This window comes from [Clostridium] aerotolerans DSM 5434, assembly GCF_000687555.1.
In the GTDB taxonomy this organism is placed as follows: Bacteria; Bacillota; Clostridia; order Lachnospirales; family Lachnospiraceae; genus Lacrimispora; species Lacrimispora aerotolerans.
In genome coordinates, this window is sequence record NZ_JHWJ01000003.1 from 135658 (window position 1) to 161317 (window position 25660).

General features: G+C 42.6%; 23 protein-coding genes and 1 other annotated feature. Of the genes, 1 reads left to right on the forward strand and 22 read right to left on the reverse strand.

Annotated elements, in window-relative coordinates:
* Nucleotides 1–25: 25 nt before the first annotated feature.
* From thrS to T546_RS0105700, 7 genes are all read right to left on the reverse strand, one after another.
* Entirely contained in the window at nucleotides 26–1987 is a 1962-nt protein-coding gene (gene thrS / locus T546_RS0105670) for a threonine--tRNA ligase (protein WP_026890783.1), read from the reverse strand.
* 72 nt (nucleotides 1988–2059) lie between these two features.
* Nucleotides 2060–2275: a binding site (T-box leader), on the reverse strand.
* A gap of 67 nt (nucleotides 2276–2342) precedes the next feature.
* Nucleotides 2343–3254, reverse strand: a complete 912-nt coding sequence (locus T546_RS0105675) for an AEC family transporter (protein WP_024836187.1) — start codon at nucleotides 3252–3254, stop codon at nucleotides 2343–2345.
* A 77-nt stretch (nucleotides 3255–3331) separates the two neighbouring features.
* Nucleotides 3332–4402 (reverse strand): branched-chain amino acid aminotransferase, encoded by a 1071-nt coding sequence (locus T546_RS0105680; protein ID WP_026890784.1) that lies wholly within the window; start codon nucleotides 4400–4402, stop codon nucleotides 3332–3334.
* 164 nt (nucleotides 4403–4566) lie between these two features.
* Entirely contained in the window at nucleotides 4567–5967 is a 1401-nt protein-coding gene (locus T546_RS0105685; protein WP_026890785.1) for an MATE family efflux transporter, read from the reverse strand.
* Nucleotides 5968–6154: 187 nt separating this feature from the next.
* The gene (fucO, locus tag T546_RS0105690) at nucleotides 6155–7303 is read right to left on the reverse strand and encodes a lactaldehyde reductase (protein ID WP_026890786.1); all 1149 of its coding nucleotides are present in this window, start codon (nucleotides 7301–7303) and stop codon (nucleotides 6155–6157) included.
* Nucleotides 7304–7466: 163 nt separating this feature from the next.
* Entirely contained in the window at nucleotides 7467–8036 is a 570-nt protein-coding gene (locus T546_RS0105695) for a TetR/AcrR family transcriptional regulator C-terminal domain-containing protein (protein WP_026890787.1), read from the reverse strand.
* Nucleotides 8037–8131: 95 nt separating this feature from the next.
* Entirely contained in the window at nucleotides 8132–8812 is a 681-nt protein-coding gene (locus T546_RS0105700) for a YoaK family protein (protein WP_026890788.1), read from the reverse strand.
* Nucleotides 8813–8996: 184 nt separating this feature from the next.
* Between T546_RS0105700 and T546_RS0105705 the strand changes: the two genes are divergently transcribed.
* Nucleotides 8997–10424, forward strand: a complete 1428-nt coding sequence (locus T546_RS0105705; protein WP_034598006.1) for an MATE family efflux transporter — start codon at nucleotides 8997–8999, stop codon at nucleotides 10422–10424.
* A 65-nt stretch (nucleotides 10425–10489) separates the two neighbouring features.
* On the opposite strand, the gene nrdG is transcribed toward T546_RS0105705, so the two are convergent.
* The 15 genes from nrdG to T546_RS0105780 all read right to left on the reverse strand — a co-directional run bounded on the left by nrdG (nucleotide 10490) and on the right by T546_RS0105780 (nucleotide 25576).
* Nucleotides 10490–11008 carry an anaerobic ribonucleoside-triphosphate reductase activating protein gene (gene nrdG, locus T546_RS0105710; RefSeq protein ID WP_026890790.1) on the reverse strand — a complete coding sequence of 173 codons (519 nt, stop codon included), beginning with the start codon at nucleotides 11006–11008 and terminating at the stop codon, nucleotides 10490–10492.
* Nucleotides 11009–11018: 10 nt separating this feature from the next.
* Entirely contained in the window at nucleotides 11019–13148 is a 2130-nt protein-coding gene (gene nrdD / locus T546_RS0105715) for an anaerobic ribonucleoside-triphosphate reductase (protein ID WP_034598160.1), read from the reverse strand.
* A gap of 113 nt (nucleotides 13149–13261) precedes the next feature.
* On the reverse strand, nucleotides 13262–13882 hold the full coding sequence (locus T546_RS0105720) for a flavodoxin family protein (RefSeq protein WP_026890792.1): 621 nt from the start codon (nucleotides 13880–13882) through the stop codon (nucleotides 13262–13264).
* A 14-nt stretch (nucleotides 13883–13896) separates the two neighbouring features.
* Nucleotides 13897–17046 carry a DEAD/DEAH box helicase gene (locus tag T546_RS0105725; RefSeq protein WP_026890793.1) on the reverse strand — a complete coding sequence of 1050 codons (3150 nt, stop codon included), beginning with the start codon at nucleotides 17044–17046 and terminating at the stop codon, nucleotides 13897–13899.
* Between the two features lie 23 nt (nucleotides 17047–17069).
* On the reverse strand, nucleotides 17070–18839 hold the full coding sequence (gene argS / locus T546_RS0105730) for an arginine--tRNA ligase (protein WP_026890794.1): 1770 nt from the start codon (nucleotides 18837–18839) through the stop codon (nucleotides 17070–17072).
* A gap of 145 nt (nucleotides 18840–18984) precedes the next feature.
* Nucleotides 18985–19542, reverse strand: coding sequence for an elongation factor P (gene efp / locus T546_RS0105735; RefSeq protein WP_026890795.1), 558 nt, complete (start codon nucleotides 19540–19542; stop codon nucleotides 18985–18987).
* Between the two features lie 112 nt (nucleotides 19543–19654).
* Entirely contained in the window at nucleotides 19655–20083 is a 429-nt protein-coding gene (aroQ, locus tag T546_RS0105740) for a type II 3-dehydroquinate dehydratase (protein WP_026890796.1), read from the reverse strand.
* Between the two features lie 119 nt (nucleotides 20084–20202).
* Nucleotides 20203–20712, reverse strand: a complete 510-nt coding sequence (locus tag T546_RS0105745) for a YqeG family HAD IIIA-type phosphatase (RefSeq protein WP_026890797.1) — start codon at nucleotides 20710–20712, stop codon at nucleotides 20203–20205.
* Between the two features lie 7 nt (nucleotides 20713–20719).
* Complete coding sequence (gene nrdR, locus T546_RS0105750; RefSeq protein WP_026890798.1) at nucleotides 20720–21172, reverse strand: transcriptional regulator NrdR; 453 nt, start codon at nucleotides 21170–21172, stop codon at nucleotides 20720–20722.
* An 83-nt stretch (nucleotides 21173–21255) separates the two neighbouring features.
* The gene (locus T546_RS0105755; protein ID WP_024836203.1) at nucleotides 21256–21516 is read right to left on the reverse strand and encodes a PRC-barrel domain-containing protein; all 261 of its coding nucleotides are present in this window, start codon (nucleotides 21514–21516) and stop codon (nucleotides 21256–21258) included.
* Nucleotides 21517–21587: 71 nt separating this feature from the next.
* Complete coding sequence (locus T546_RS22885; RefSeq protein ID WP_051629626.1) at nucleotides 21588–22406, reverse strand: DUF975 family protein; 819 nt, start codon at nucleotides 22404–22406, stop codon at nucleotides 21588–21590.
* A complete protein-coding gene (locus T546_RS22890) occupies nucleotides 22406–22801 on the reverse strand; it encodes a DUF4190 domain-containing protein (protein ID WP_051629628.1) in 396 nt (131 codons plus the stop codon). The genes T546_RS22885 and T546_RS22890 overlap by 1 nt, the downstream gene beginning before the upstream one ends.
* Nucleotides 22802–22950: 149 nt before the next feature.
* Entirely contained in the window at nucleotides 22951–23850 is a 900-nt protein-coding gene (locus T546_RS0105770) for a MetQ/NlpA family ABC transporter substrate-binding protein (RefSeq protein ID WP_026890799.1), read from the reverse strand.
* 47 nt (nucleotides 23851–23897) lie between these two features.
* The gene (locus T546_RS0105775) at nucleotides 23898–24563 is read right to left on the reverse strand and encodes a methionine ABC transporter permease (protein ID WP_026890800.1); all 666 of its coding nucleotides are present in this window, start codon (nucleotides 24561–24563) and stop codon (nucleotides 23898–23900) included.
* Complete coding sequence (locus T546_RS0105780) at nucleotides 24560–25576, reverse strand: methionine ABC transporter ATP-binding protein (protein ID WP_026890801.1); 1017 nt, start codon at nucleotides 25574–25576, stop codon at nucleotides 24560–24562. The genes T546_RS0105775 and T546_RS0105780 overlap by 4 nt, the downstream gene beginning before the upstream one ends.
* Nucleotides 25577–25660: the final 84 nt, after the last annotated feature.

Below are 25660 nucleotides of genomic sequence, written 5' to 3' on the forward strand. Positions count from 1 at the left end.
CCATGTGATTTTTTAAACAACTTAATTATTTCGCTTCTTCTGTTACATTTACTTTTTTAATTTCCTTTGTACGGATTTCGCGACTGATGTCATCTATGAAATCGGCAAGCGGACGCTGGCCCTCGTCACCATTAAACCGGCTGCGAACAGAAACCACTGCCTCTTCTTCTTCCTTCTGGCCTACCACCAGCATATAAGGAAGCTTTGATAAACGGGCCTCACGAATCTTATAACCGATCTTTTCCGCACGCTCATCAACTGTTGCCAGAATGCCGTTATCCTTTAACTGAGCAACCACCTTTTGTGCATACTCATGATATTTCTCAGAGATAGGAAGTACACGTACCTGCTCCGGACATAACCATGTTGGGAATGCAGCCTCATATTTTTCAATGAGCCATGCAAGAGTTCTCTCATAGCATCCAATAGAAGTTCTGTGAATGATAAACGGACGTTTCTTTGTTCCATCCTTATCCACAAAGCTCATATCAAAACGCTCTGCAAGGAACATATCAAGCTGAATGGTAATCATGGTATCTTCCTTACCGTACACGTTCTTAGCCTGGATATCAAGCTTTGGACCATAGAATGCAGCTTCTCCTACTGCTTCTGTATACTCAATTCCGATATGATCCAGAATCTTACGCATCATATCCTGAACTTCATCCCACATTTCAGTATTACCAAGATAATGGTCTGCTTTTTCCGGATCCCATTTTGACATCCGGTAAGTTACATCTCCTTCAAGTCCAAGAGTTGTCAGACAGTATTTTGCCAGATCCACACAGCCTTTGAACTCTTCTTCTATCTGATCCGGACGCACAATCAAATGGCCTTCTGAGATTGTAAACTGACGAACACGAGTCAGACCATGCATCTCACCGGAATCCTCATTACGGAACAGAGTGGAAGTCTCGCCATATCTGCAAGGCAGATCACGATAGGATTTCTGGCTCTGCTTGTATACATAATACTGGAATGGACATGTCATAGGGCGAAGTGCGAATACTTCATCATCCTTCTCCTCGTCACCTAATACGAACATGCCTTCCTTATAGTGATCCCAGTGGTCAGAAATGATATATAAATCTTTTTTTGCCATGAGAGGTGTTTTTGTCCTCATGTAGCCGCGTTTCTCTTCTTCATCTTCAATCCATCTTTGTAATGTCTGGATGATCTTAGCACCCTTAGGCATTAAGAGCGGAAGGCCCTGACCGATTACATCCACTGTGGAGAACAGTTCCAGATCTCTTCCCAGCTTATTGTGATCGCGATTTTTGATATTCGCTAAATACTCCAGGTATTCATTTAACTCTTCTTTCTTTGAGAATGCAGTTCCGTATACACGTGTCAGCATGGCATTCTTTTCGCTGCCTCTCCAGTAAGCGCCTGAGGAAGATGTAAGCTTAAAGGCCTTGATTGGTTTTGTGCTCATCAGGTGAGGGCCCGCACACAAATCTGTAAAATCACCCTGGCGGTAGAAGGATATCTCCTCGCCTTCGGGAAGGTCCTTTATCAGCTCCACCTTATATGGCTCGCCTTTTTCTTCCATGAACTTGATTGCTTCTTCTCTGGGAAGAGTATAGCGTTCAATCTTTTCCCCTTCTTTAATGATCTTCTTCATCTCAGATTCTATCTTATCAAGATCTTCTCTTGAAAAAGAAGGAATATCAAAATCGTAGTAAAAACCATTCTCTATGGATGGCCCAATGGCAAGCTTTGCCTCCGGATAAAGTCTCTTTACTGCCTGAGCCAATATGTGACTTGCGGTATGACGGTAAGCAGAAAGACCTGCCGGGTCGTTTACGGTTAAAATGTTTAAGTTACAGTCGGTTGTCACTACAGTTCTTAAATCTACAACCTCTCCATCTATTTCGCCTGCACAGGCGTTTCTAGCCAGACCTTCGCTGATATCAGACGCGATTTCGATCACTGACATTTCATGTTCATATTCTTTGATTGATCCATCTTTTAATGTAATCTTCATTTGCCCTACACTCCTTTGCTTTAATAAAATTTCTAATAAATAAAAAAGTCCCTTTCCATACGTTTCCATACAGAAAGGGACGATTTAATCAAAATAAATCGCGGTTCCACCCTAAATTGAGCGGACAAAAATGTCCAAACCACTTCATTTGATGATAACGGAATCACCGTTCCCGATTAAGGGACGCTCCAAGATGGTTTTCTCATAGCATTCCGGTAAAGCACTTTCACCTTATGTGCTTCTCTCTGGACGTTCCTGCAATGATACTGTTCTTATCCACGCGTTTTCTATATAGCTTTCTATGTTTTGATTATAGCACGGTTAAGCATTTTGTCAAGCTACATGAAAAAATTTCTTATAACAGAACAATTAGAGCAATTGTGATTGCGATGATACTGACTACAATAGACAAGGAATTAATGGCGCTGGCCGTTCCCACATCACCCTTTAATGCTCCGGTAAAAGCAGGGGCTACCGATGATACAGGACCAAGGCTCACAATGGCTAGAGCCCGGCGGATCTCAATATCAAATGGTGCTATTAAGTAAAATGCCACCGACACTAAAATAGCAAAAAGATACCTGGCTCCAAGTATTTTGATAATCTGTGCCATCTTCTCTTTTTCCATTCGTATTTCAAATCCAATACCAAGCATCAAAAGAGCCAGAAATGCATTGGCTCCTCCTGCCGTATCAGCCAGACTGATAATCACAGCTGGGAGCTTAATATTTAATATGCTTAAAACCGTCATCATGACATAAGTATCAAACGGCGCCGAGGAAAACAGTTTTTTTGCCATATTGCGTATAGAAGGTTTTCCGTCTTCGCCGATTACCATACCAGCCATAGAGTAGGTAAGTCCGGTACACATAACAGAGTTTCCTGCATCGAAAAGACTTGTGACCGCAAACCCAACAGGACTTAGAAAGCTTTGTACAAATGGCATGGTAAAATTCCCCACATTATACCCTGACATATTGAGCATGGCAAAGGCTTTCTCTTCCTTACTCCTTCGCAAATTCATAATATAGCCTGCTGCAATGGTCATCAAATTACAAAGGATGCCTATGATACAGATAAACAGCAGTGATTTTTCCATTGTTATCTTACTGAAATTAGAGATAATGGCTGCCGGAAGGGTAATCTTTATTACGATTCTGGAAACCAGATAAAAATCCTTGGCTTCAAAAAATCCTGCTCTCTTAAGCAGATAGCCTATGATGATAATTGCTACAAATGCAACCGCTTTTGTTATTACTGCCGCCATACGCAACTTCCTCTATGCAAGTATTTCCCCAAAAGATTCCGGTGGTGCAATCGCCCCACCGGATAGTTTTCATGGATTTATTTTACTTCAACACTCCACCCCTCAGGACCGCTTAATATTCCAAGCTGAATCCCGGTAATGGTATCATAGAACTTTTGAGTGAGTTCCCCGATTTTACCTTCGCCGATTGGCATTCTGTCGTCTTCAAAGCGAAGCTCTCCGACAGGAGATATAACGGCTGCTGTACCCGTTCCAAAGCATTCTTCCAGGGTACCTTTTTTTGCAGCTTCAAGAATCTCATCCACGGATATCTGTCTTTCCTCAACCGGAATGCTCCACTCCTTGCAAAGAGATATTACGGAATCTCTGGTTACTCCAGGAAGGATGCTCCCATTTAACTCAGGAGTGATTACCACACCGTTTATTTTAAAGAATATGTTCATCGCCCCTACTTCTTCAATGTATTTGCGGTGAACGCCATCCAGCCAGAGAACCTGGGAATATCCTTCGTCATGAGCTTTTACCTGGGAAGCAAGAGATGCCACATAATTTCCGCCAGTCTTTGCCTCACCAATACCGCCCTTAACCGCTCTCACATATTCATCCTCGATCCAGATTTTAACAGGGTTTAAGCCACTGGCATAGTAAGCACCTACCGGAGATAAGATGATCATGAACTTGTAGGAATGAGATGGTCTTACCCCTAAAAATGGATCTGTGGCGATAACAAATGGTCTGATATAAAGAGAAGTACCTGGTTTTGTAGGAATCCAGTCCTGGTCTACATCTACCACTGCCTTTAAGGCCTCTAAGAATACGTCCTCCGGAATCTCTGGGATGCAAAGTCTGTTGTTGCTGCGGTTGGCACGTTCAATGTTCTTATCCGGACGGAACAATAACACTCTTCCATCTTCAGTCTTATAGGCCTTTAATCCCTCAAACATCTCCTGTCCGTAATGAAATACCATACAGGAAGGCTCCAGCTCCAGCTTATGATACGGCACGACTCTTGGATCATACCAGCCTTTTCCTTCTTCATAGTCCATCTCAAACATGTGGTCTGTAAAAATGGTACCAAATGTCAATGGGTTATCATTGCCTGGTTTCTCCTTCGGGCAAGTTGTTTTCTCGATTCTGATATTCTGCATGTTACTATCTTCCTTTCCCAATCCGGCATATCTGTCAGTTTTATAATTGTTTATCATTATGTTCCAAAAAATGCAGACTGTCAAGAATTTTCAAAACATATGCTCTACCGAAATGGAATCCAAAGTATAACCTTAAGTTATAGAAGTAAAATCATATCCTGGCATTAATCAACAGCTATTTCTTTCTCCATTAATTTTTCTTTTTCTTTTATTTTCCGGTTAAGCTCTCTCCAGACCGTAAGAAGCATGGTTATGAAGCAGGCTCCGCCTCCAATTACATTGGACACTGGTTCCGCCATAAAAACACCGGAAGTTCCGTTGGAAAAAATGATAGGCAGAAGGATAATCAATGGAGCTACAATAATCAGCTTTCTAAAAATGGAAAAGAACACGGCCTGTTTTGCCTTACCAAGTGCCACAAATATGGACTGGCCCGCAAACTGAAGCGACATAAAAAAGAAGCCGAAATAATAAATCCGCATGGCGGGAACGCCTGCACGAATGAGTTCAGGGTCCTGGTTGAATATTCGAATGAAAAATTCCGGGAAACCATGAACGACTCCCCACATGGCGGTGGTGTAAATAATAGGAACTACGGAAGTAAATACAATGGCTTTTTTGACTCTCCCGTATTCCTCTGCGCCGTAGTTATAGCCCATAACCGGCTGGCCACTGTTGGTAAGACCTCTGACCGGCATAGAGATTACTTCACGAACGGAATTGACAATGGTCATTACGCCTACATATAAGTCTCCACCGTACATCTGTAAAGATGCATTGTACATGACCTGTACCACACTGTTGGTAACATTCATGGTAAACCCGGACATGCCAAGGCCGACGATGCTCTTCACTCTGTGCTTCTTTAACCGGAAGCAGGAAAACTTCAGTTTTAATATAGCCTTTTTACCTGTGAGGAATCTAACGGTCCAGACTGCGGAAAGGAACTGGGCAATCACAGTCGCAAGTGCTGCTCCCCTGACTCCCATATCTAAGGTAAAGATGAAGATGGGATCTAAGATAATATTGACGATGGCTCCCATAAGAACCGTCATCATTCCGATGGTTCCAAACCCCTGGGAATTAATAAAGCTGTTTAGTCCAAGCCCTACCATTACAAATATGGTTCCCAAAAGATAAATTTCGGCAAACTGAGCTGCATAAGGATAGGTGGCGTCGCTGGCTCCAAACATATAAAGAAGAGGCTTTTTAAAAATCAGGCCAAGAACGGTGAGTACAACACCAAAGAACACCATGAGCACAAAGGAATTTCCCATAATTTTTTCCGCTTCCTCATCATTGCCTCTACCTCGTTCAATCGAACACAAGGGAGCACCTCCCATGCCGAACAGATTTGCAAAAGCCATTACGATAGAGGTAATAGGCAGGCAAAGCCCCAGGCCAGTGAGTGCCAGTGTTGCATTTTCAGGAATTCTTCCTATAAAAATTCTGTCAATGATACTGTAAAGAACATTAATAAGCTGGGCCAGTGTCATCGGAAGTGCCAGCTTTAAAATATTCCCCACTATGTTCCCTTTTGTAAAATCATTCTTGGTATCAGTCATTATCCATTGCCTTTCTTTATTCACGCAGCTTTATTTTTTGCCTCTATCATATCATCTGTTTATCTATTTTGCATGTATTTTTCCTTAATAAATATTTATAATTGGCAATAAATGCCAAAAAATCCCGATTGGCTTTCACGCCTTCACCGGGATTTTTTGTTATTTTGATGGGTGGCTGTGTCCGTTTTTACATCAGTGATTGATAGAGGCTTATAATATCCTCCAAGCTGGCTTCTCTTGGATTTCCGGGAGCACAGGCATCTGCTACTGCTGATTCTGCCAGAAAATCTACATCCTCTTCCTTTACAATTTCCTTTAAGTCAGCGGGAATTCCTACATCAGCAGAAAGCTTTCTTACTGCCTCAACTGCTGCATCACGGTACTCCTTAGCAGTCATATGTTCTGTATTCTCCACTCCCATTGCCCTTGCGATATCCCGGTATTTTTCTCCGGTCTCACTGGCATTAAAAGCCATAACCGTCGGCAGCAAGATGGCATTTCCTACACCGTGGGGAGTATCGTAAACAGCACCAAGTGCATGAGCCATGGAATGCACGATTCCAAGACCACAGTTGGAAAAGCCCATGCCAGTGATGTACTGGCCAAGTGCCATCCCCTCTCGGCCCTCAGGAGAATTGTCCACTGCTCCTCGTAAGCTCTTTGCAATAAGCTCAACAGCTTTTATATTAAACATATCTGTAATGGGATTGGCCCCTTTTGTGATGTAGCCCTCAATGGCATGAGTCAGGGCATCCATACCGGTGGCTGCTGTCAGTCCCTTTGGCATGGTGGCCATCATATCAGGGTCGACCACTGCAACCACTGGAATATCATGAGGATCCACACAAACAAATTTACGCTTTTTCTCCACATCCGTAATGACATAGTTGATGGTAACTTCAGCTGCCGTGCCTGCTGTGGTTGGCACCGCAATGATAGGCACACTGGGATTTTTCGTAGGTGCGACCCCTTCTAAGCTTCTTACATCAGAGAATTCAGGATTGGCAATTATGATTCCAATGGCTTTTGAGGTATCCATGGAGGAACCTCCGCCAATGGCAATGATATAATCAGCCCCTGATTTTTTAAAGGCCTCCACTCCATTTATTACATTCTCAATGGTGGGATTTGGCTTGATGTCAGAAAATATTTCATAATCCAGACCGTTGTCTTCCAGTATCTTCGTAACCTTTGACGTAACCTGGAATTTGATTAAATCCGGATCGGAGGATACAAACGCCTTTTTAAATCCCCGTCTTTTTACCTCCCCTGGAATCTCCATAATTGCTCCGGCTCCGTGATAGGATGTCTCATTTAATACGATTCTGTTTACCATAATTATCTCTCCTTTTTCATTACTTTCCGTTTTCATAACACGGTTCTTTCTGTTATAACTTTAACAAAATGAGGAGAGAAAATAAAGTTACAAACCCTGACTTTTGTAACATATGTTACACTTCATCAGGATTGTAACTTTTTTTATGTATATTTTCCACATATCAAATCAGCCCTGCTTCTAAAAAAACGGCTGCCAAACCAGGAGGCATGGCCTCGGTAAGGCTCTCAGCCATCTCTTTCGGACTCTGCTTCATTCCGGATAATACCCACTTAACCGTCATATAGACCGACCCACGGCAGTACATCTCTAGTTGAAACTGGATGTCTTCAGAAAGGGGCTCTCTTTTCTTTCTTACCACCAGCTCCGTATAAAAGCCCATAATCAGTTCAAAATCATGTTCCTTTAAGGAGTTATAATCATCAGAGCGAAACGCCTCTGTAAAAAAAACCTTTTCTTTTTTTATAAATTCAAATTTTTCCCGAAGACTTTCGCAAACCGTTTTTTCCACTCCAATCTGAGCAAAGGATTGCAACACCAGCTTATCAAAATACCAGTTGATCAAATCATACTTGTCCTTAAAATTCCGATAGAAGGTCTGCCTTGTCATCCCGCAGCCATCTACAATATTCTGGACTGTGATTTTATCCACATGTCTGGTCTTCATACATTCCTTTACGGAATCTGCCAAACGATATTTGGTTTTCTCACTTTTATTAAGATTCTCCGCCATAGCCCGCTCCCGTCCTCTAACTGTTATGTTTTATTTTACCATAAAGAGGGCGGTTTGTGAACAAAAAAGGAGACATATTGACGGCCAAAATCCCTTTAAGCCGCTTCCCCTTTTTCTTCTATGAACATGATAAGAAATGCTGTAATCAACAGACCACAGGAAAACCATATGGTTTTTTCAGCAAAAAATGGAGTGAGATAACAGCCTGCCGCCGCTCCTATGGCAAAGAATAAAATAATCACATAATAGCGGATGCTTTTTTCCAGGCTATCTCTATCCTTTGTATGGCGGTAATGGAACAGCATCTCGGTGGCACTCCTTAAATTACCGATGCACATGGTGCTTGCATAGGCATTTCCTTTGATCTTACGAAATGTCTCCACCTGCATGGCACAGACAAAGGAAATCATTACATTGGCAGCTGTATCCATGGAATGAGGGAAAAAGCCTACTAAAAACAGCAGGAATATTTCAAACAATACAACAATCTGCCGCCAGTGCAGAAGCTTATATTCCTTAAAAATCTTCCGTATTGCTTCCGATACATAGATTCCAGCCACAAAAGCAAGAACTGGAAGAAGATATCGAAATGCCGTGTTCCAGTCTCCTTCCATCACATGATATCCTAAAATTACAATATTACCGGTCTGCGCATTGGCAAAGACCTTATCTCTGAAATAATAGGTGTAAGCATCCTGAAAGCCGCCGGAAAGCGTAAGAAGCAATGCGGTGGGAACGGATTCTGACACCTGTCCCCTGACCCAGTCTTTTATCATTAGTATCACCAGCCTTTCAGAAGTTTAATATACCACAATTCCTATTTAATAGGAACTTGGATTTCTAAAATGACAAATTTCCTGTAGTTTTAGGCAAATATAGCATTTTATTCGTATCTTTTGTTTTTTATATGCTATATGCTTATTCATACATAAGATTAGATTGCACAAAAGGAGAAAAATCATGTCACCCAAAGCACACTTATCCGCCAAGGATGAGAAATTCCGTAATTTTGCATTAAACGATAATATGTGGAAAGTCGTCCTGTACGTGGGTGCCCCTCTGGCCTTATACCAGAGCTTAAATCAGCTGTTTAAAATCTTTGACGCCATGATGGCAGCCCATATCAGCGCCAATTCTGTCTCAGCGGTCGCATATTTATCTCAGATCAACTTGACCCTTTCCGCTTTGGGAGGCGGCCTTGCCATTGGCTCCAGCTTAAAGATCAGCGAAGCTTACGGGGCCGGTGACTTTGAACTGGTAAAGAAACGAGTCAGCAGCCTCTTTGCCATGTGCGGCATTTTAGGCGCAGCCATTCTTCTCTTTCTGATTCCGGCTGCTCCCCAGTTTTTAAAGCTGGCAAAGACTCCTGAAAGCTTTATATCAGAAGGAACTCAGTATTTTCGCCTGGAGCTTATTGGAATGGTCATCAGCTTTTTCAACAATGTCTATATTGCCATTGAAAGGGCCAGGGGAAATTCCAAACGAATCCTGCATTTAAACATGGGTGTTATAGCAATCAAACTGTCCATGACAGCATTGTTTGTATACGTTCTCCACGGGGGAATCAATATGATTTCTACTGCGACCATCATATCCCAATGCTTTCTTTTGGCAGCCGCCATGGTGAATCTCAATCAGAAGGATAATGCCTTTGGCTTTTCCTTCCACAGTATCAGCTTAAAGCGTGCGGTCACTAGACCTATGATTGTCCTATCCATTCCGGTAATCATTGAAAAAATGGCCTTTTCCTTTGGTAAGGTAATCATCAATTCCATGAGCACCATATACAGTGCTCTAACCGTAGGCGCCCTGGGTATCTCCAACAACATCGGCGGCATTACTACCATGCCTCAGATGGGATTTCAGGAGGGTGGCTCTGCTATTATCAGCCAGAGCATGGGTGCCGGAAAACCAAAACGGGCAATCAAGGCTTTTGGCTGCATTCTGCTCATCAATATCATGCTGGGTGCTGTACTCATGTCTCTTTCCCTGTTGTTTTTAAAACAGATCAGCGGCTTGTTTGCTGGAGATAATGTGGAATTTGGCAACATGATTTCTTCGATTTACCGGTATGAGGCTTACGGGGCCATTCCTCTTGGTATCAATTCCTCCGTACTCGCCCTTTTATATGGCTTTGGAAAGACAAAAATAACACTCACCATTAATTTCTGCAGGGTATTTATTTTCCGGGTCCCAGTCCTTTTTATGTTACAGAACTTTACAGACCTTGGAAGTGTCAGTCTGGGATTTGTTATGGCTTTCAGCAATACAGCCACAGGACTGATGGCACTTATCATCGGAATCATTGAAATACGAAGGATCTGCAGGCAGTATAACGTAACCTTCTCCCGCTTTTCTCTCACCGGAAAGACCTTAATGGATAATTAGACTTTTTCTTATAAAAACAGGACGTGCTGCCCTGGCCAAATGGCCGTGGCAGCACGTCCTGTCATTTAATCCCACATTACGATGCTCCTTGCTAAAAGAGACTCTGGTACCTTAATGATTCTTTGGTTTGAGGAACCTTTGAACCGAAGCTTTAAGTCTTTGTTCTCCATCTGGAATTTCCCATCTACCATAACATCAAAGCAGGCTAAAAGTCTGCTTGTCTCTGGCAGGCGCTCTAACATATCACCTGTAATATCCCGTTCAAAATCATATCCGGTGTAACACCAGATAGACTTTTGTGGATAGCGCTCCTTAACCCGTTCCACAAGGGGAATCAGAGATTTCTGATTATTGGGGTGCATAGGCTCTCCCCCAAGCAGGGTGAGTCCAGAGATATAATCATGATTTAGGTAGTTCAATATGGTTTCTATTGTCTCTTCCGTAAATTCCTCTCCATACTGGAAATCCCAGGCCTCAGAGTTAAAGCACCCTTCACAGTAATGGGTACAGCCGCTTACAAACAGGGACACTCTCACTCCAGGCCCGTTAGCCACATCCGTAGGCTTTATGGTGGCGTATTTCATGATGGGCCTCCTACAGATGAAGAACTCTTGATTTAATCTCTTTGGTTTTACCGGTATTCCAGAAATTCTCTCCAAGATAGCCGCAGGTCCTTCTGGTAACATTCATACGGTTTTTGTCCTTGTTATGACATTGAGGGCATTCCCATTCCATATCATCGTTAATGATGATTTCTCCGTCAAATCCGCACTCCTGACAGTAATCAGACTTGGTATTGAATTCCGCATACTGGATATTGTCATAGATGAACTTAACCACTTCCTCCATAGCTTCCAGATTATGGCTCATGTTAGGCACTTCCACATAAGAGATGGAACCACCGGAGGATATCTTCTGGAACTGGCTTTCAAAGGTAAACTTTGTAAAGGCATCAATATTCTCTCTGACATCTACGTGATAAGAATTGGTATAGTAGCCTTTATCCGTAACATCCGGAATGATTCCAAACCGCTCCCGGTCAATTTTAGCAAAACGGTAGCAGAGAGATTCTGCTGGTGTTCCGTAAAGACCAAAGCCAAGTCCGGTCTCTTCCTTCCAACGGTCCACAGTCTCACGCAAATGATTCATAACACGAAGGGCAAAATCTTCTCCCTCTTTTGTGGTATGGCTCTGATCCTTCATCAATCTGGTCGTCTCATAAAGGCCGATATATCCAAGGGAAATGGTGGAGTAGCCGTCTTTTAAGAGGCGGTCGATGGTCTCTCCTTTTTTAAGCCTTGCAATGGCACCGTACTGCCAGTGAATGGGACTTACGTCTGAGAGGGTTCCTTCCAATGATTTATGTCTGTACATAAGCGCTTCATAAGCCAGAGATAATCGGTCCTCTAATAGCTTCCAGAACATCTCCTCGTCACCCTTAGCCAGTATACCAAGCTGAGGCAAATTAAGACTTACCACACCCTGATTGAATCGTCCTTCAAATTTATAATTGCCGTTTTCATCCTTCCATGGGGATAAAAAGCTTCTGCATCCCATACAGCTGAATACATTTCCTTCATAATATTCTCTCATCTTCTTTGCAGAGATATAATCCGGATACATACGCTTGGAAGAACATCTTACCGCAAGCTTTGTAATGTGATCGTATCTGCCGCCTTTTAAGCAGTTATTTTCATCAAGAACATAGATGAGCTTTGGGAAAGCCGGGGTCACATAGACTCCTGCCTCATTCTTAATTCCTTCAAGCCTTTGACGCAGGACCTCTTCTACGATCAATGCATTTTCTTCGATGTACTCATCCTGTTCATCCAGGCATAAAAACAGCGTAACAAATGGCGCCTGTCCATTGGTTGTCATTAAGGTGTTGATCTGATACTGAATGGTCTGTACGCCGGATCTTAACTCATCTCTCAGGCGGATAGCAGCCATCTTCTCTACGATCTCCTTTGAAACAGAATCACCAAATTCTTCTTTGATCTGTTTGCGGAATTTATCATTGCTTTTTCTTAAATATTTTCCAAGATGACGGATGTCTACGGACTGACCACCGTACTGGTTGCTGGCAACTGCGGCAATGATCTGAGTCATGACTGTACATGCAACCTGAAAGCTCTTAGGGCTTTCAATCATCTTTTCGTTCATTACGGTCCCGTTATCCAGCATGTCACCAATGTTGATCAGACAGCAGTTAAAGATGGGCTGTACGAAATAATCCGCATCATGAAAATGAATGGCTCCCTGCTCGTGAGCAAGAGAAATCCTCTCAGGAAGCAGCATCCTCTTCGTTAAGTCCCTGGATACTTCGCCTGCTATGTAGTCTCTCTGAGTCGATGCCAGAATGGTATTCTTATTGGAATTTTCTTCTGCAAGCTCTTTATTCTCATTCTTGATCAGCTTTAAGATAGACTCATCCGTGGTATTGGCCTTTCTAAGCAGCGCTCTTTGGTAACGGTATATGATATACTTCTTGGAAAGGGTGTATTTGTTTCTTTTTACAAGGATGCTTTCGATCATATCCTGAATGGTCTCAACATTGACTACATCCTCTGCATGGTCTTCCACAAAATCCAAAATGGAATCGATCATCTCATCGCTAGCCTGCTCAGAGGGCTCTACTTCTGCATTTGCCTTTTGGATTGCCTTTATGATTTTCGCCCTATCATATTCCGCCATTCTGCCATCACGCTTTTGAACCTTAATCATTCCTGTCACCTTTACCTCTTCTATATTTTGTATACACAATTTCTCAAGCACAACATCTAGTGCTTTTTTATTATACACCACAAGAGAAAAAAGTAAAGAGGATTTTAAGTCTTTTAATCAACAAAATTAGTCCAAATTTTTTCTTCTTGTACGGGAAGGCTGATTCCTGCTGCTTTTCCAGCCTCAATGGATTTTAATAACCACGCCATATTTTTTCCAAGGTCTCTCATGACCTGGAGTCCTTCCTTATCCTGCTCCACATCCTCAGGAGTTCTTCCGTGTACCATGTTCCAATAACGGGATGAAACCACAGGCATCTGGGATATGGTAAAATATTTATTCAGCGCATCAAAGGTAGCCGTAGTGCCGGCCCTGCGGGCGGACACAACCGCTGCCGCCGGCTTAAAAGCAAATTTTCTTCCTGCAAAAAAAAGACGGTCCAGCAGGGAAAATAAGGAACCATTGGCAGAAGCATAATAAACTGGTGATCCAACAATCAGCCCATCGATTTCTTCCACTTTGTCCAGGATTTCATTTACCAGGTCATCCCCGAAGATGCATCGGCCCGTCTGGGCACATTTTCCGCATGCGATGCAGCCGTGAATGGCTTTTGTTCCGATATGAAGGATCTCTGTTTTAACTCCCTCTTTGTTCAAAGATTCTGACACCTCCATCAGTGCCCGGTTTGTACAGCCTGCTTTGTGTGGACTTCCATTAATCAGCAATACGTTCATGACTCTCCATCCTTTCATTCTGTTAATAGACCAAGTAAATCATCCCTGCTTAAATTGCTCAGGGAAATGGTACCCTCTGTAATAATCTGTTCTGCAAGATCCTTTTTCGATTCCTGCAGCTTTAATATATTTTCCTCAATCGTACCTTTCGTAATCAGCTTGAATACTGACACCTGTTTTTCCTGTCCCATTCGGTGTGCACGGTCTGTGGCCTGATTCTGGGCCGCTACGTTCCACCAGGGATCAAAGTGTATTACCATATCTGCCGCTGTCAGATTAAGCCCTGTTCCGCCTGCTTTTAAGGAAATCAAGAATAAAGGCACCTCATCATCTTTAAAGGAGCTGACCATTCGGATTCGCTCCTCCTTAGGCGTTGCCCCGGTAAGAATATAATAAGGGATTCCCTCGTTTTTAAGCCTCTGGCTTATGACCTCAAGCATGGATGTGAACTGAGAGAACAGAAGGATCTTATGGCCCCCTTCCACTCCATTTCTCACAAGGTCAATACAGGTTTCAAGCTTCGCAGACTCTCCGCTGTAATCGCCATAACAAAGATGAGGATCGCAGCAGATCTGTCTTAGTCTTGTAAGCTGGGCAAGAATCTGTATATTGTCTCTTCCCTGTCTGCCCTCCATACTTTCCAGCTCTTTTTTAAGCTGATATGCATTGGCGGTGTAGATCTCCTTTTGTTTTTTGTCAAAGGCGGAATAGACTACCGTTTCCAGCTTATCCGGCAGCTCCTTTAGTACATCCTTTTTTAATCTTCGTAGGATAAATGGCCCAATGAGGCGATGAAGGTTTATCAGTGCCTGCCCATCCTGATCCCTGACAATAGGGAGCTCATACTCTTTCTTAAACCTCTGATAGCTGAATAAGAAGCCTGGCATAAGATAATCAAAAATACTCCAAAGCTCTGACAGCCTGTTTTCGATTGGTGTTCCTGTCAGGGCAAACCGGCTGCGGGCCTCAATGCCTTTTACAGCCTTAGCACTCTGAGTGGAAGCATTCTTAATATACTGGGCCTCATCAATGATCTGAAAGCGAAAGGATTTGTCTTCATAAAGAACGGCATCCCTTTTTAACAGATCATAAGAGGTAATGAGCACATCATATTCATGGGAACGGGCTAACAGCTCTTCTCTTTCAGCCGCCGTTCCTGTCACAGTTAAAACCTTAAGACCTGGTCCAAATGTGTGTATTTCATTTTCCCAGTTGTATACCAGAGAGGCCGGACAAACAATAAGGGAACGGGCGGACCCTTCCTTCTCTTTTTCATCCAGAAGCAGTGCTATGACCTGAATGGTCTTACCAAGGCCCATATCATCTGCAAGAATGCCACCAAACCCATAATGATCCAGGGTCTTTAGCCAACGGTATCCCGTCTTTTGGTATCCTCGCAAAATATGGTCCAGGCTTTTCGGTATTTCAAAGTCACTGTCTTCCACTGACTTCATCCCCCGGACCACAGCTTTATAAAGCTGATCCCGGTAAAGAGTGATACCGCTGCCCTCTTTTAAAATGCCATCCAGATAAAGGGCTCTGTAGGCAGGCAGACGAAACGTTCTGCTCTCAAGCTCTGAAACAGAAACAGACATATCCTGGATCAGTCTTGCGACAGAAAGAAGACCATTGTCATCCAGATTGATAAATTCTCCGCTCTTTAGACGATAGTACTTCTTCTTTCTACTATATTCAGCAAGAAGCTTGTTTAGCTCTGAACCTGACAGCCCTTCCGTGTCAACGTTAAGCTCCAGCCAGTTTCCTATACTCTTAATCCCTACCGATATCTTAGGAGGAGGAAGTATCTTTAACTTTTTAAAGGGCTCCGAAAAATAGACCTCTCCAAAAGCCATAAATTCCGGGATTCCCACTGTCAAAAGGCTGTAAACTGCCTCCTCGTCGTTTCGTATGGCAGGAAGGGAGGATTCATACTCCTTGTATTTAAAATATTTGGTGATCAGCTGGCTGATTCTGAATTCTCCCGGAACATCTCTGCATACCGTGCGTGGAAGACGTTCATCTTCCACCGGCTGAAAGGAATAATCTCCATAGGAAAGAGTGGGCTTTAGAATCAGGCTGTTTGGTCCATCGGAATCAAAATCAAAACGCGCCTTAAGCTCTTCCGGCTTAAAGGTCTCCAGATTTATATTTCCGGAATCAATGGTACAGTATGCCGCGATTCTCTTTAAGACCCGCTCATAAAATAGTGGCATATCTTTATTATTTACCTCAATCTCATAGGCAGAGCCAAACCCCTCGGTCATCTGCTTAAAGAAGATGAGGAGCGCCTCACTGCATTCCTGGTCACAGCAGTACAGATTTTTGGTATCTGCAAAATACAAATACCGCTCCCCTTCTAACACCATCAAATCCTTGGGAATGGAAACAAGCACCCCTTCCCTGCCTCTCCTTCGGACGGTCACCGTAAGCTCCGGAGACTTATCCGTCACCGCCACCTGGCGGCTATGGCCTTTATGATCCTCAATTTCTAAGAGGTTTCCCTTCATCAGTCCAAAAAAGCGGTCCATGCTGGTACGGCTTAAGGTGAGAAAACGCATCAAAGGACTTGTGGTAAAGGCTGCCTTCTGAAACTGTTCATGATGCTCTAAGTAGGTATTCACTACCTCCATAACAAATTCAAGGAGCGGCTGGCTTTCTTTTTGAAATGCCTGAACGCTATGATGAAAGGATAAGTTTTTTCCATATTCCACATAAGTACCGTTGGCTACCGCCCGTACAAACGCTGAGAGGTCCTTTAGTACATACAAACGGTCCTTACCCAGCTTGAATTCAAGCTTTAGCTCTCTGCGGCCAGCCATCATTGCAACAAAAAGCTTTACCTGCTCTCCCTCTCCTTCGCTCATAATGCGGGCAACCTCCCGGTTGGTGTATTCCCGAATCATCGCCCTTGCCTGTTGGGAGGTGGTTACAATCCTCCCCTGGTTTTCTGATTCCTGTTCCTTATACGCCTGGAATAAGGCCTGACAGTGAGAGCACATGCCCCGGTAGGAATTTCCCTGGGCACAGGAACAAGAGTAGTCAATTGCCTGACTACCCTTGATATGGAGACTTGCCTTATATTCTCTTCCCTGATCCTCTACAACTGCTTTGACGCCTGATTCACCCTTCCAGAAAGCGTTAGTCGTTATATGTGATACTTTCATAGCTCCTCACATCCGTTCGCTGTTTACATACGCTCTGGTGCTTCAATACCCAGAACATCGATGCATTCATTTAACACATCTTTGGTAAGACTGATTAAGCATATCCAGGATGCCTGACGCTCTTTGTTCTCTTCAGAAATAATCTTGGTTTCATGATAGAACCGGTTAAAAGCATTGGCTAATTCATAGATATACTGGCATATCTTGTGGGGAGCAAGCTCTGTAAAGCTTGTTTCCATGATTTCGTTATACCGGGAAAGCTGAAGCATTAAATCTTTTTCTGAGCCTGATACAGCAGGAAGGATCTTTGCTTCTCCCTCGTACTTTTCTTCCTGGCTCTGGTATTTAGCAAGAATGGATTTAATGCGGACGATGGTATAAAGAATGTATGGTCCGGTATTTCCTTCAAAGGATACGAAACGATCCATATCAAAAATATAATCCTTGGAAGCCTGGTTTGAAAGATCTCCATACTTTAAGGCAGCAAGTCCGATAATCTTTGATGTTTCTCTCGCTTCTTCCTCTGAAACTGTCCGATTTTCCGTTATCTTTTCATAGGCAGCCTGGCAGATATCTGAAATCAGATTCTCAAGACGCATAACGCCGCCGTCTCTTGTTTTAAAAGGCTTTCCATCCTTGCCATTCATCGTACCAAAAGGAAGGTGAGACATCTTTTTATCTTCTGAAACAAATCCAGCCTTTTTGGCTACGCGGAAGACCTGAACAAAATGCAGTTCCTGACGCTTATCGGTAATGTAAATATACCAGTCAGGCTTAATGTCTTTTTCTCTTTCAATAATGGTTCCAAGATCTGATGTGGAGTAAAGAGCTGCTCCGTCAGATTTTCTTACGATACATGGCGGCAGCTCCTTGGAATCTCCCTCTTCTGTGACATCAACAACAAGAGCGCCCTGACTTTCATATGCCAGCCCTTTTTCCACCAGCTCCTGAATCAAACCGGGAATGTAGGGTTCTGCATGGCTCTCCCCTTTCCACAAATCAAAGGAAACCTTAAGATTGCCGTAATTCTTCTTTAAATCAGTAACTGAAACAGCAATGATATGCTGCCAGATGGCGCGGTAAGGACGATAACCATTCTGAAGCTTTAACGTCGCATCATGGGCTCTTTTGCTGAATGCCTCGTCTGCCTTAGACTTTGCACTTGCAGCTGGATAGATTTCCTCCAGTTCGCTGATGGTAAATGGCGCTTCCGCTGGATATTCTCCGTCAAAAGAATCATCAAAATAAGAAAGCTCCGGCTTTCTGTCTCTTAATTCTTCAATGATGAGTCCCATCTGAAGGCCCCAGTCACCCAGATGAACGTCACCTATGACCTTATGGCCCAGTAAGCGTCCGTTTCTTTTAATGGCCTCGCCAATAATTGCAGAGCGCAGATGACCTACGTGAAGAGGCTTGGCCACATTGGCACCGCCGTAATCCACTACAATGGTCAAAGGATTTTCTGTCTTATCTAAGCCGCACTGGTCAGCCTTAGCCATGCCATTCATATATTCTGCCAGATAGCTGGAGTCAAGCTTTAAATTGATAAATCCCGGCATAACCGCTTCTACTGCAGCAAATACTCTGTTTCCAGCAAGCTTTGCCACCACTTCTGACGCTATATCAAAAGGTTTCTTTTTAAACGCCTTGGCCGCTGCCATCGCTCCGTTGCACTGGTATTCGCAAAGGTCCGGGCGGTTGGACAGCGTCACCTTTGCATAGGCTTCCTCGTATCCGCAATCTGCAAATGCAGCCTTCATCTCTGCCGTAATCAAATCAAGAATCTTATTCATTGGTTGCTAGTCTCCTTTATATCCAGAAATTTCTAAGCTAAATATTAATTATATTACAAACAAGGTTAAAAATCAAATTCTTTTCTAAGTACCAAGGGTTATAATAGCAAAAAAGACCGGGCATGCCGGTCCTTTTACATACGGATTAAACTCTGGACAGATATTCACCTGAACGTGTATCAATCTTAATTTTATCACCCTGCTCAACGAACAGAGGAACATACACAATTGCTCCAGTCTCAACGGTAGCTGGTTTTGTAGCGCCCTGTGCAGTATCACCCTTAAAGCCTGGCTCTGTTTCTGTGATAACTAACTCAACAAATAACGGAGGCTCTACGGAATATACCTTACCATTATAGGAACATACCTTAACCGTCTCATTCTCTTTTACGAACTTAAGTGCATCACCAATTACTTCATTGCTTAATGCAACCTGCTCGTAAGTACTTGTATCCATAAAATTATGAAGATCTCCATCAGCATACAGATACTGCATATCTACTCTGTCGATTCTTGCCTGTGGAAACTTTTCTGTCGGGCGGAATGTGCGTTCGTTGATGCCTCCGTTTACCACATCTCTAATTTTTGTTCTTACGAAAGCAGCACCCTTTCCAGGTTTTACGTGCTGGAACTCAATAATCTGATAAACAGTACCATCGATCTCCAATGTGATACCGTTTCTAAAATCACCCGCTGATATCATAAATGATATTCCTCCTTGAATTTCTCTTCTTAACCTTTTATATTCTATACTATAACAAACGCATTTTCAACCGTTTTTTTGCAAATATCTCCATTTTCTCCCCAGGAAGAGCTTATCTTCCCGTTAAAAAGTCCATGGCCAAAGCATATCCTTTCAGTCCAAGACCGACAACTTGTCCCGTACACACCGGTGCCGTTACGGACAAATGGCGGAATTCTTCTCTTTTATGGACATTGGATATATGAACTTCGATCTTTGGAATCTCCACAGATCCTAAGGCATCCCGCAGTGCATAACTATAATGTGTAAATGCACCAGGATTGATGATAATACCCTCTGTACCGTTATGATACGCCTCCTGAATCTTGTCAATGAGACCGCCTTCATAATTGCTTTGGTAGACTTCCAACTCATGGCCTTCCTTTTTTGCCTTCTCTTCCAGGGAAGCAACCAGGGAACTGTAATCTTCACTTCCATAGATCCCTTTTTCCCGAATCCCTAAAAAGTTAATATTAGGCCCGTTTAAAACAAGAATTTTCATAGATTTTCTTCTGCCTTTCCTCCTACCGGTCAAAATAATGGCAGACATTTGCGAATTCTCCATTTCTATTATGTCCGAAAAGCTGTCTTTTAGCCCGGAAGAAGACTTTTTTTCATTGGTTACATGACTTTCTTCTTATCTCTATGGTAGAAAAATAATACAATTGCTTCCAAATACCTCTTTAACACAATCTGGATTTCTTCCTTTGGATTGATGGGTCTTACCAGTATACTGTAAATGCCGGCCCTTTTTGCACCAAAAACATCTGTAAACAGCTGATCTCCCACAAAAATAGTAGTCTCAATATTGGTGCCCATAACCTTCATGGCCCTGTGATAGCCGGCAATGCCAGGCTTGTTTCCTTTAAAGATATAGTTGGTGCTTCCTGCTGCACGTGCAAAGGAAGCAACTCTTGGTTCTTTGTTATTGGAAAGGAGACATGATTTAAGCCCGATTTCATTTAAACGGGCAAAAAGCTTTTTTGCCCTTTCATCTGCTGGTGCACCATGAGGGACCAGAGTATTGTCAATATCAAAAATCACACCACGGATTCCGCTTTTATATAAGCGCTCATAAGGTATGTCGTATGCGGATACCACATCTTCGTCCGGATAAAATGTATTAAACATAATTCTCCTACTTCTTTAACAATTTTCCTATTTCTTCTATAAACGTATTCACATCTTTAAATTCCCGATATACAGAAGCAAATCGTACATAAGCCACCTCATCGATTTCCTGCAGCTTCTTCATCACAAGCTCACCGATGACGGTGCTCTCCACTTCTTTTTCTTCCCGGTTAAAAACCTGAAGCTCCACTTCATCGACCATGGAATCAATCTGTTGGGATGACACAGGCCTCTTATGGCAGGAATGCAAAATCCCTGACTCTATCTTCGAACGGTCATAGACCTCTCTGGAACGATCCTTCTTAATTACCATGAGAGGCATGGTCTCAAGCTTCTCATAGGTTGTAAAGCGCTTCCCGCATTTCTCGCACTGTCTGCGCCGCCTGATGGAACTGTTGTCATCCGCTGGTCTTGAATCAATGACCTTAGTATCTGCCTCGTTGCAAAATGGACATTTCACGCCTCTATCCTCCTATCTTACGGACTGTATTATATTATGTATATCATAACTTACATTCCGTAGATTGACAAGCCTATCTTCCATTATATCCCGCATTTTTCCGTTGCTTTATCAAGATCCACATTTACAAGGATAATATCCGGCCCTACCTGTCTGATATCGCAGAAGGGAATGATATACTCTTTTTCTCTTACCAAAAAACCGCAAAAGCAGCCTGGGCCGGGGACAATGATTGCCAGGAGACACCCCGTATCCATATCAAAATCCACATCGCCCACATACCCCAGTCGTCTGCAGTCACAGATATTTATCACTTCTTTTGCCTTAAGATCACAAATGCGCATAGATACACCTCCTACAATGCTTAGTGTATTCTATGCGCACAAAAACCAGGTGACACGGTTTACAAATGATTTTAATAATTCTGCATGGATTCGTAAGAATGATCCACCTGACTTGCAGGTACGCTCTCTGTTCTTTCTGTCTTAATGTCAAGATAAAACTCGGTTAATGTACATTGTATATAAGGCATGATCCATAACAATCCAATTCCCATGGAACCATATCCAAGCAACAACATTCCGGTAAAGCTTAACATGATATAGAAAAAGCGTCCTTTGTTCCCCTTCATAAGCTCTACACTTTCCCGTAAGCATTGAAGCACTCCTTTATCCGGTGATTCAATCAGGATAAATAAGCACTGGGAAAAATAAATTGTGACCACGATGCTGCCGACAATAAGTGCAATATACATAAGGACTAAAAGTACCAGCATGACCGGAATAAAATCTGTAATGATTGAAACAACAAATACGACCATGAAGGGTATACCTATGATTATCCCAATAAGAAATAACAAAAGATTAATACCTATAAATTTCAAAGGTTTATTTTTCAAAGCAAAGACCAAATCAGATATGCCATATTTCTGGTCCGTGGTTATATTAAGAAACATCTTTATGTAACCCGGCATTAACAGAGCCATAACTGCTGTATATATGATACCGAAAAGGATGGTGAAAATCTGAAATAATATATATCCTATTCCAGAGTCTAATCCATCGTAAAAAAGCCTTTCACTCGTCACACCAAATATAATAGCGAAAATAATAAATACAGTAATAAGAACAGATAAAACAGCTCCAATAATCAGGCCAGCTCCCACACTTATAGGGTATTTGCCTTTTAATTTTCTTCTAGCCCGTAATTTAAGCTCCGCAGATGTGGTCTTCATTAAAATACACCTCCTCTGTCAATATATCCTTCAGTAACTAAAATTAAGTATACCATAAGTAATAAGGACATCAGGATAAAGGAAATGATGGAAGTAATCAGACCTGCCTTGGCATATCCTTCCATTCTGTCTTCTGTCCTGGATAACAACGCAAACAAGATACCAAGGCTTGCAAATATGAAGCCGCCGTAAATACAGCAGCATGTGACAAGACTCAATATTCCCATAACCAACGAGGCAAGAGCCATGGTGCTTTGAGAAGGTCTTACTTGCTGAGGGGAGACATTTTGTGTATTCCAGATGGGTTCTTCTGTCTTTAAGGTATCAGGATATGTATCTTCCCTTTGTTCCACTGATGGTTCATTGTTGTAATCATTTTGGTTCTCTTGATCCATATAGTATCAACTCCCTTTTGTAATATTATATAGATTATACAATAATTAAAGGAATCTGTAAATTCAATTATTTGCATACTATATACAAAAAACGCCATGAACCAGATAGCTGCCGATTCATGGCGTCTCGTTTCTTTTAATATTTACTCTTAGAATGAAGGAACAACTGCTCCATCATACTTATCATTGATGAATTTCTTCACATCTTCACTTGTAAGTGCTTCTACAAGCGCTTTTGTCTTTTCGTTGCTCTCATCACCGGAACGAACTGCTACGATATTGCTGTAACGGGTTGCTGCCACTGATTTTGCATCTTCTACTGCTAAGGCATCGGATACCTTTAAACCAGCTTCAATCGCATAGTTTCCGTTAATAACTGCAACATCAACATCTCCAAGAGAACGTGGAAGCTGAGCTGCTTCTACTTCAATGATCTTAAAGTTCTTTTCATTTTTAACAATATCATTCTTAGTTGCTTCCAGTTCTACGCCTTCCTTAAGCTCAATGAGGCCATTGTCTGCCAGAAGAAGAAGTGCTCTTGCTTCATTAGAAACATCGTTAGGAACCGCAATCTGTGCTCCTTCTTTCAGCTCATCCAGGGATTTTGTTTTTCCTGCATAAATTCCGAAAGGCTCATAATGAATGGATGCTGCGCTGACAAGAGTGGTTTTATTCTCTTCGTTGAACTGATCTAAATAAGGCTGATGCTGAAAATAGTTGGCATCCAGATCACCAGAGTCCAGTGCCAGGTTTGGCTGTACGTAATCGGTATACTCTTTTACTACCAGCTCATAACCTTTTTCTTTTAAAATATCTTTTGCTGCGTTTAAAATCTCTGCGTGTGGAGCTGGAGTTGCACCAACAACAATTTTTTCTAAATCGCCAGCTGCCTTTGTTTCATCGCCTGCTTTTGTTGTCTCTGCGGAAGCTGCTTCTGTCTTAGACTCTGCTGCTGTTGTTGTAGCAGTAGTTCCCTTGCCTGAGGAGCATGCAGTTAATGCACCTGCTAAAAGTACGGATGCGGTAAGAACATAAAGTGATTTTTTCATAATTTCTTCCTCCTTAAATTTTATATGGTAACGCCTGTGGCGGTTACTTACTTAATTCTTTTGTCACTGACTCTGGAAAGCTTCATACCAGCTTCCTGAATAATCTGTACGATGATAACAAGGATTGCAACGGTTGCAAACATCATTGCTGTCTGATAACGGTAATAGCCGTATTTGATTGCAATATCTCCTAAACCACCACCGCCTACAAAGCCTGACATGGCGGAATAACCGAGAATCGTTGTTATGGATAAAGCCGCTCCCACTAACAGAGAAGGTTTGGCTTCCGGTAAAAGCACCTTCCATATAATCTGTAATGGTGAGGCACCCATGGATTTTGCAGCTTCAATGACACCTGCATCTACTTCCTTAAAGGAAGATTCCACGACTCTTGCAACGTATGGAGCTGAGGCGATGACAAGGGGCGGAATGACCGCACTTGCACCCAGAGTGGTTCCTACTACCATCTTTGTAATAGGAAGAACCATGATCAGTAAAATAATAAATGGTACGGAACGAAGAAGGTTTATAATAAGACCCAGGATTCTCTGAAACCAGGGAATTGGAAAAATTCCGTCTTTATCCGTTACAATAAGTATGATTCCCAAAGGAATTCCGATTAAATATGCAAAAAAGGATGAGGTAAAGGTCATGTATAGTGTTTCCCAAATTCCTAATTTAAGCATGCTTACGGTAGCCGCATCAAATATCATAGATCCTTCACCTCCTCATGAGTTATTTTGGCTGTTTTTAAGTAATTTAATATACGGTTCTGGTCTAATTCATCCTCCGGAAGCTGGATTACCATCTGACCCATGGCAGTTCCGTTAATATCCTTTGTTTCCGCATGTATGATATTCACAGGAACCTTGCAGGCAAGGATTAAATTAGAAAGAACAGGTTCAAAGGAGGATCTTCCGTCAAAAGTAATTCTGACTCTTTTGGACTCTCCAAACTGAATGGCACGTTCTGTAGCCTCTCCTAAGATCAGCTGTCGTCCAATTTTAGACTTTGGCTCGGAAAAGATATCCGCTACGCAGCCTGACTCCGCGATGTGGCTTTGGTCAATGATTGCCACACGGTCACATATAGCTTCAATGACTGACATCTCATGGGTGATAACAACTACCGTTACCCCAAGTGTTTTGTTGATCTCTTTTAAAAGGCCGAGAATGGACTTTGTGGTATTAGGATCAAGAGCACTGGTGGCTTCGTCGCAAAGAAGAATCTTTGGTTTCGTCGCTAAGGCTCTTGCAATGGCAACTCTCTGCTTCTGTCCACCGGAAAGCTGAGATGGGTATGCCTTAGACCGATCGCTTAAGCCGACCATCTCAAGAAGCTCCATGGCTCTGTCTACCGCTTCCTTCTTTGAGACTCCCGCTATTTCCAGGGGAAAGCAGACATTTTGAAGGACATTCCTCTGGGCCAGTAGGTTAAACTGCTGAAAGATCATGCCCATGGACTGTCTTGCCAGACGCTGCTCTCTTGGCCGCATGGCTGTAAGACTTTTGTTTTCAAAAAGCACAGTACCTGATGTGGGTACTTCTAAGTAGTTAATACAGCGGACTAAGGTACTCTTTCCGGCTCCGCTCAAACCGATTATTCCAAAAATCTCCCCCCGTCCTATGGAGAGATTAATATCATCCAATGCCTTAATAGGGCCGTTTGAAGTATGAAATTCTTTTCCGAGCCCTACCAGCTCAATAATTGGTTCTGCTGACTGCATGTGTGTATTTCCTTTCTTTTAGATACAAAAAGGCCGCAAGTCCTGCACAGACTTGCGACCTGATAATCTCCGCGTTAGCTGCTT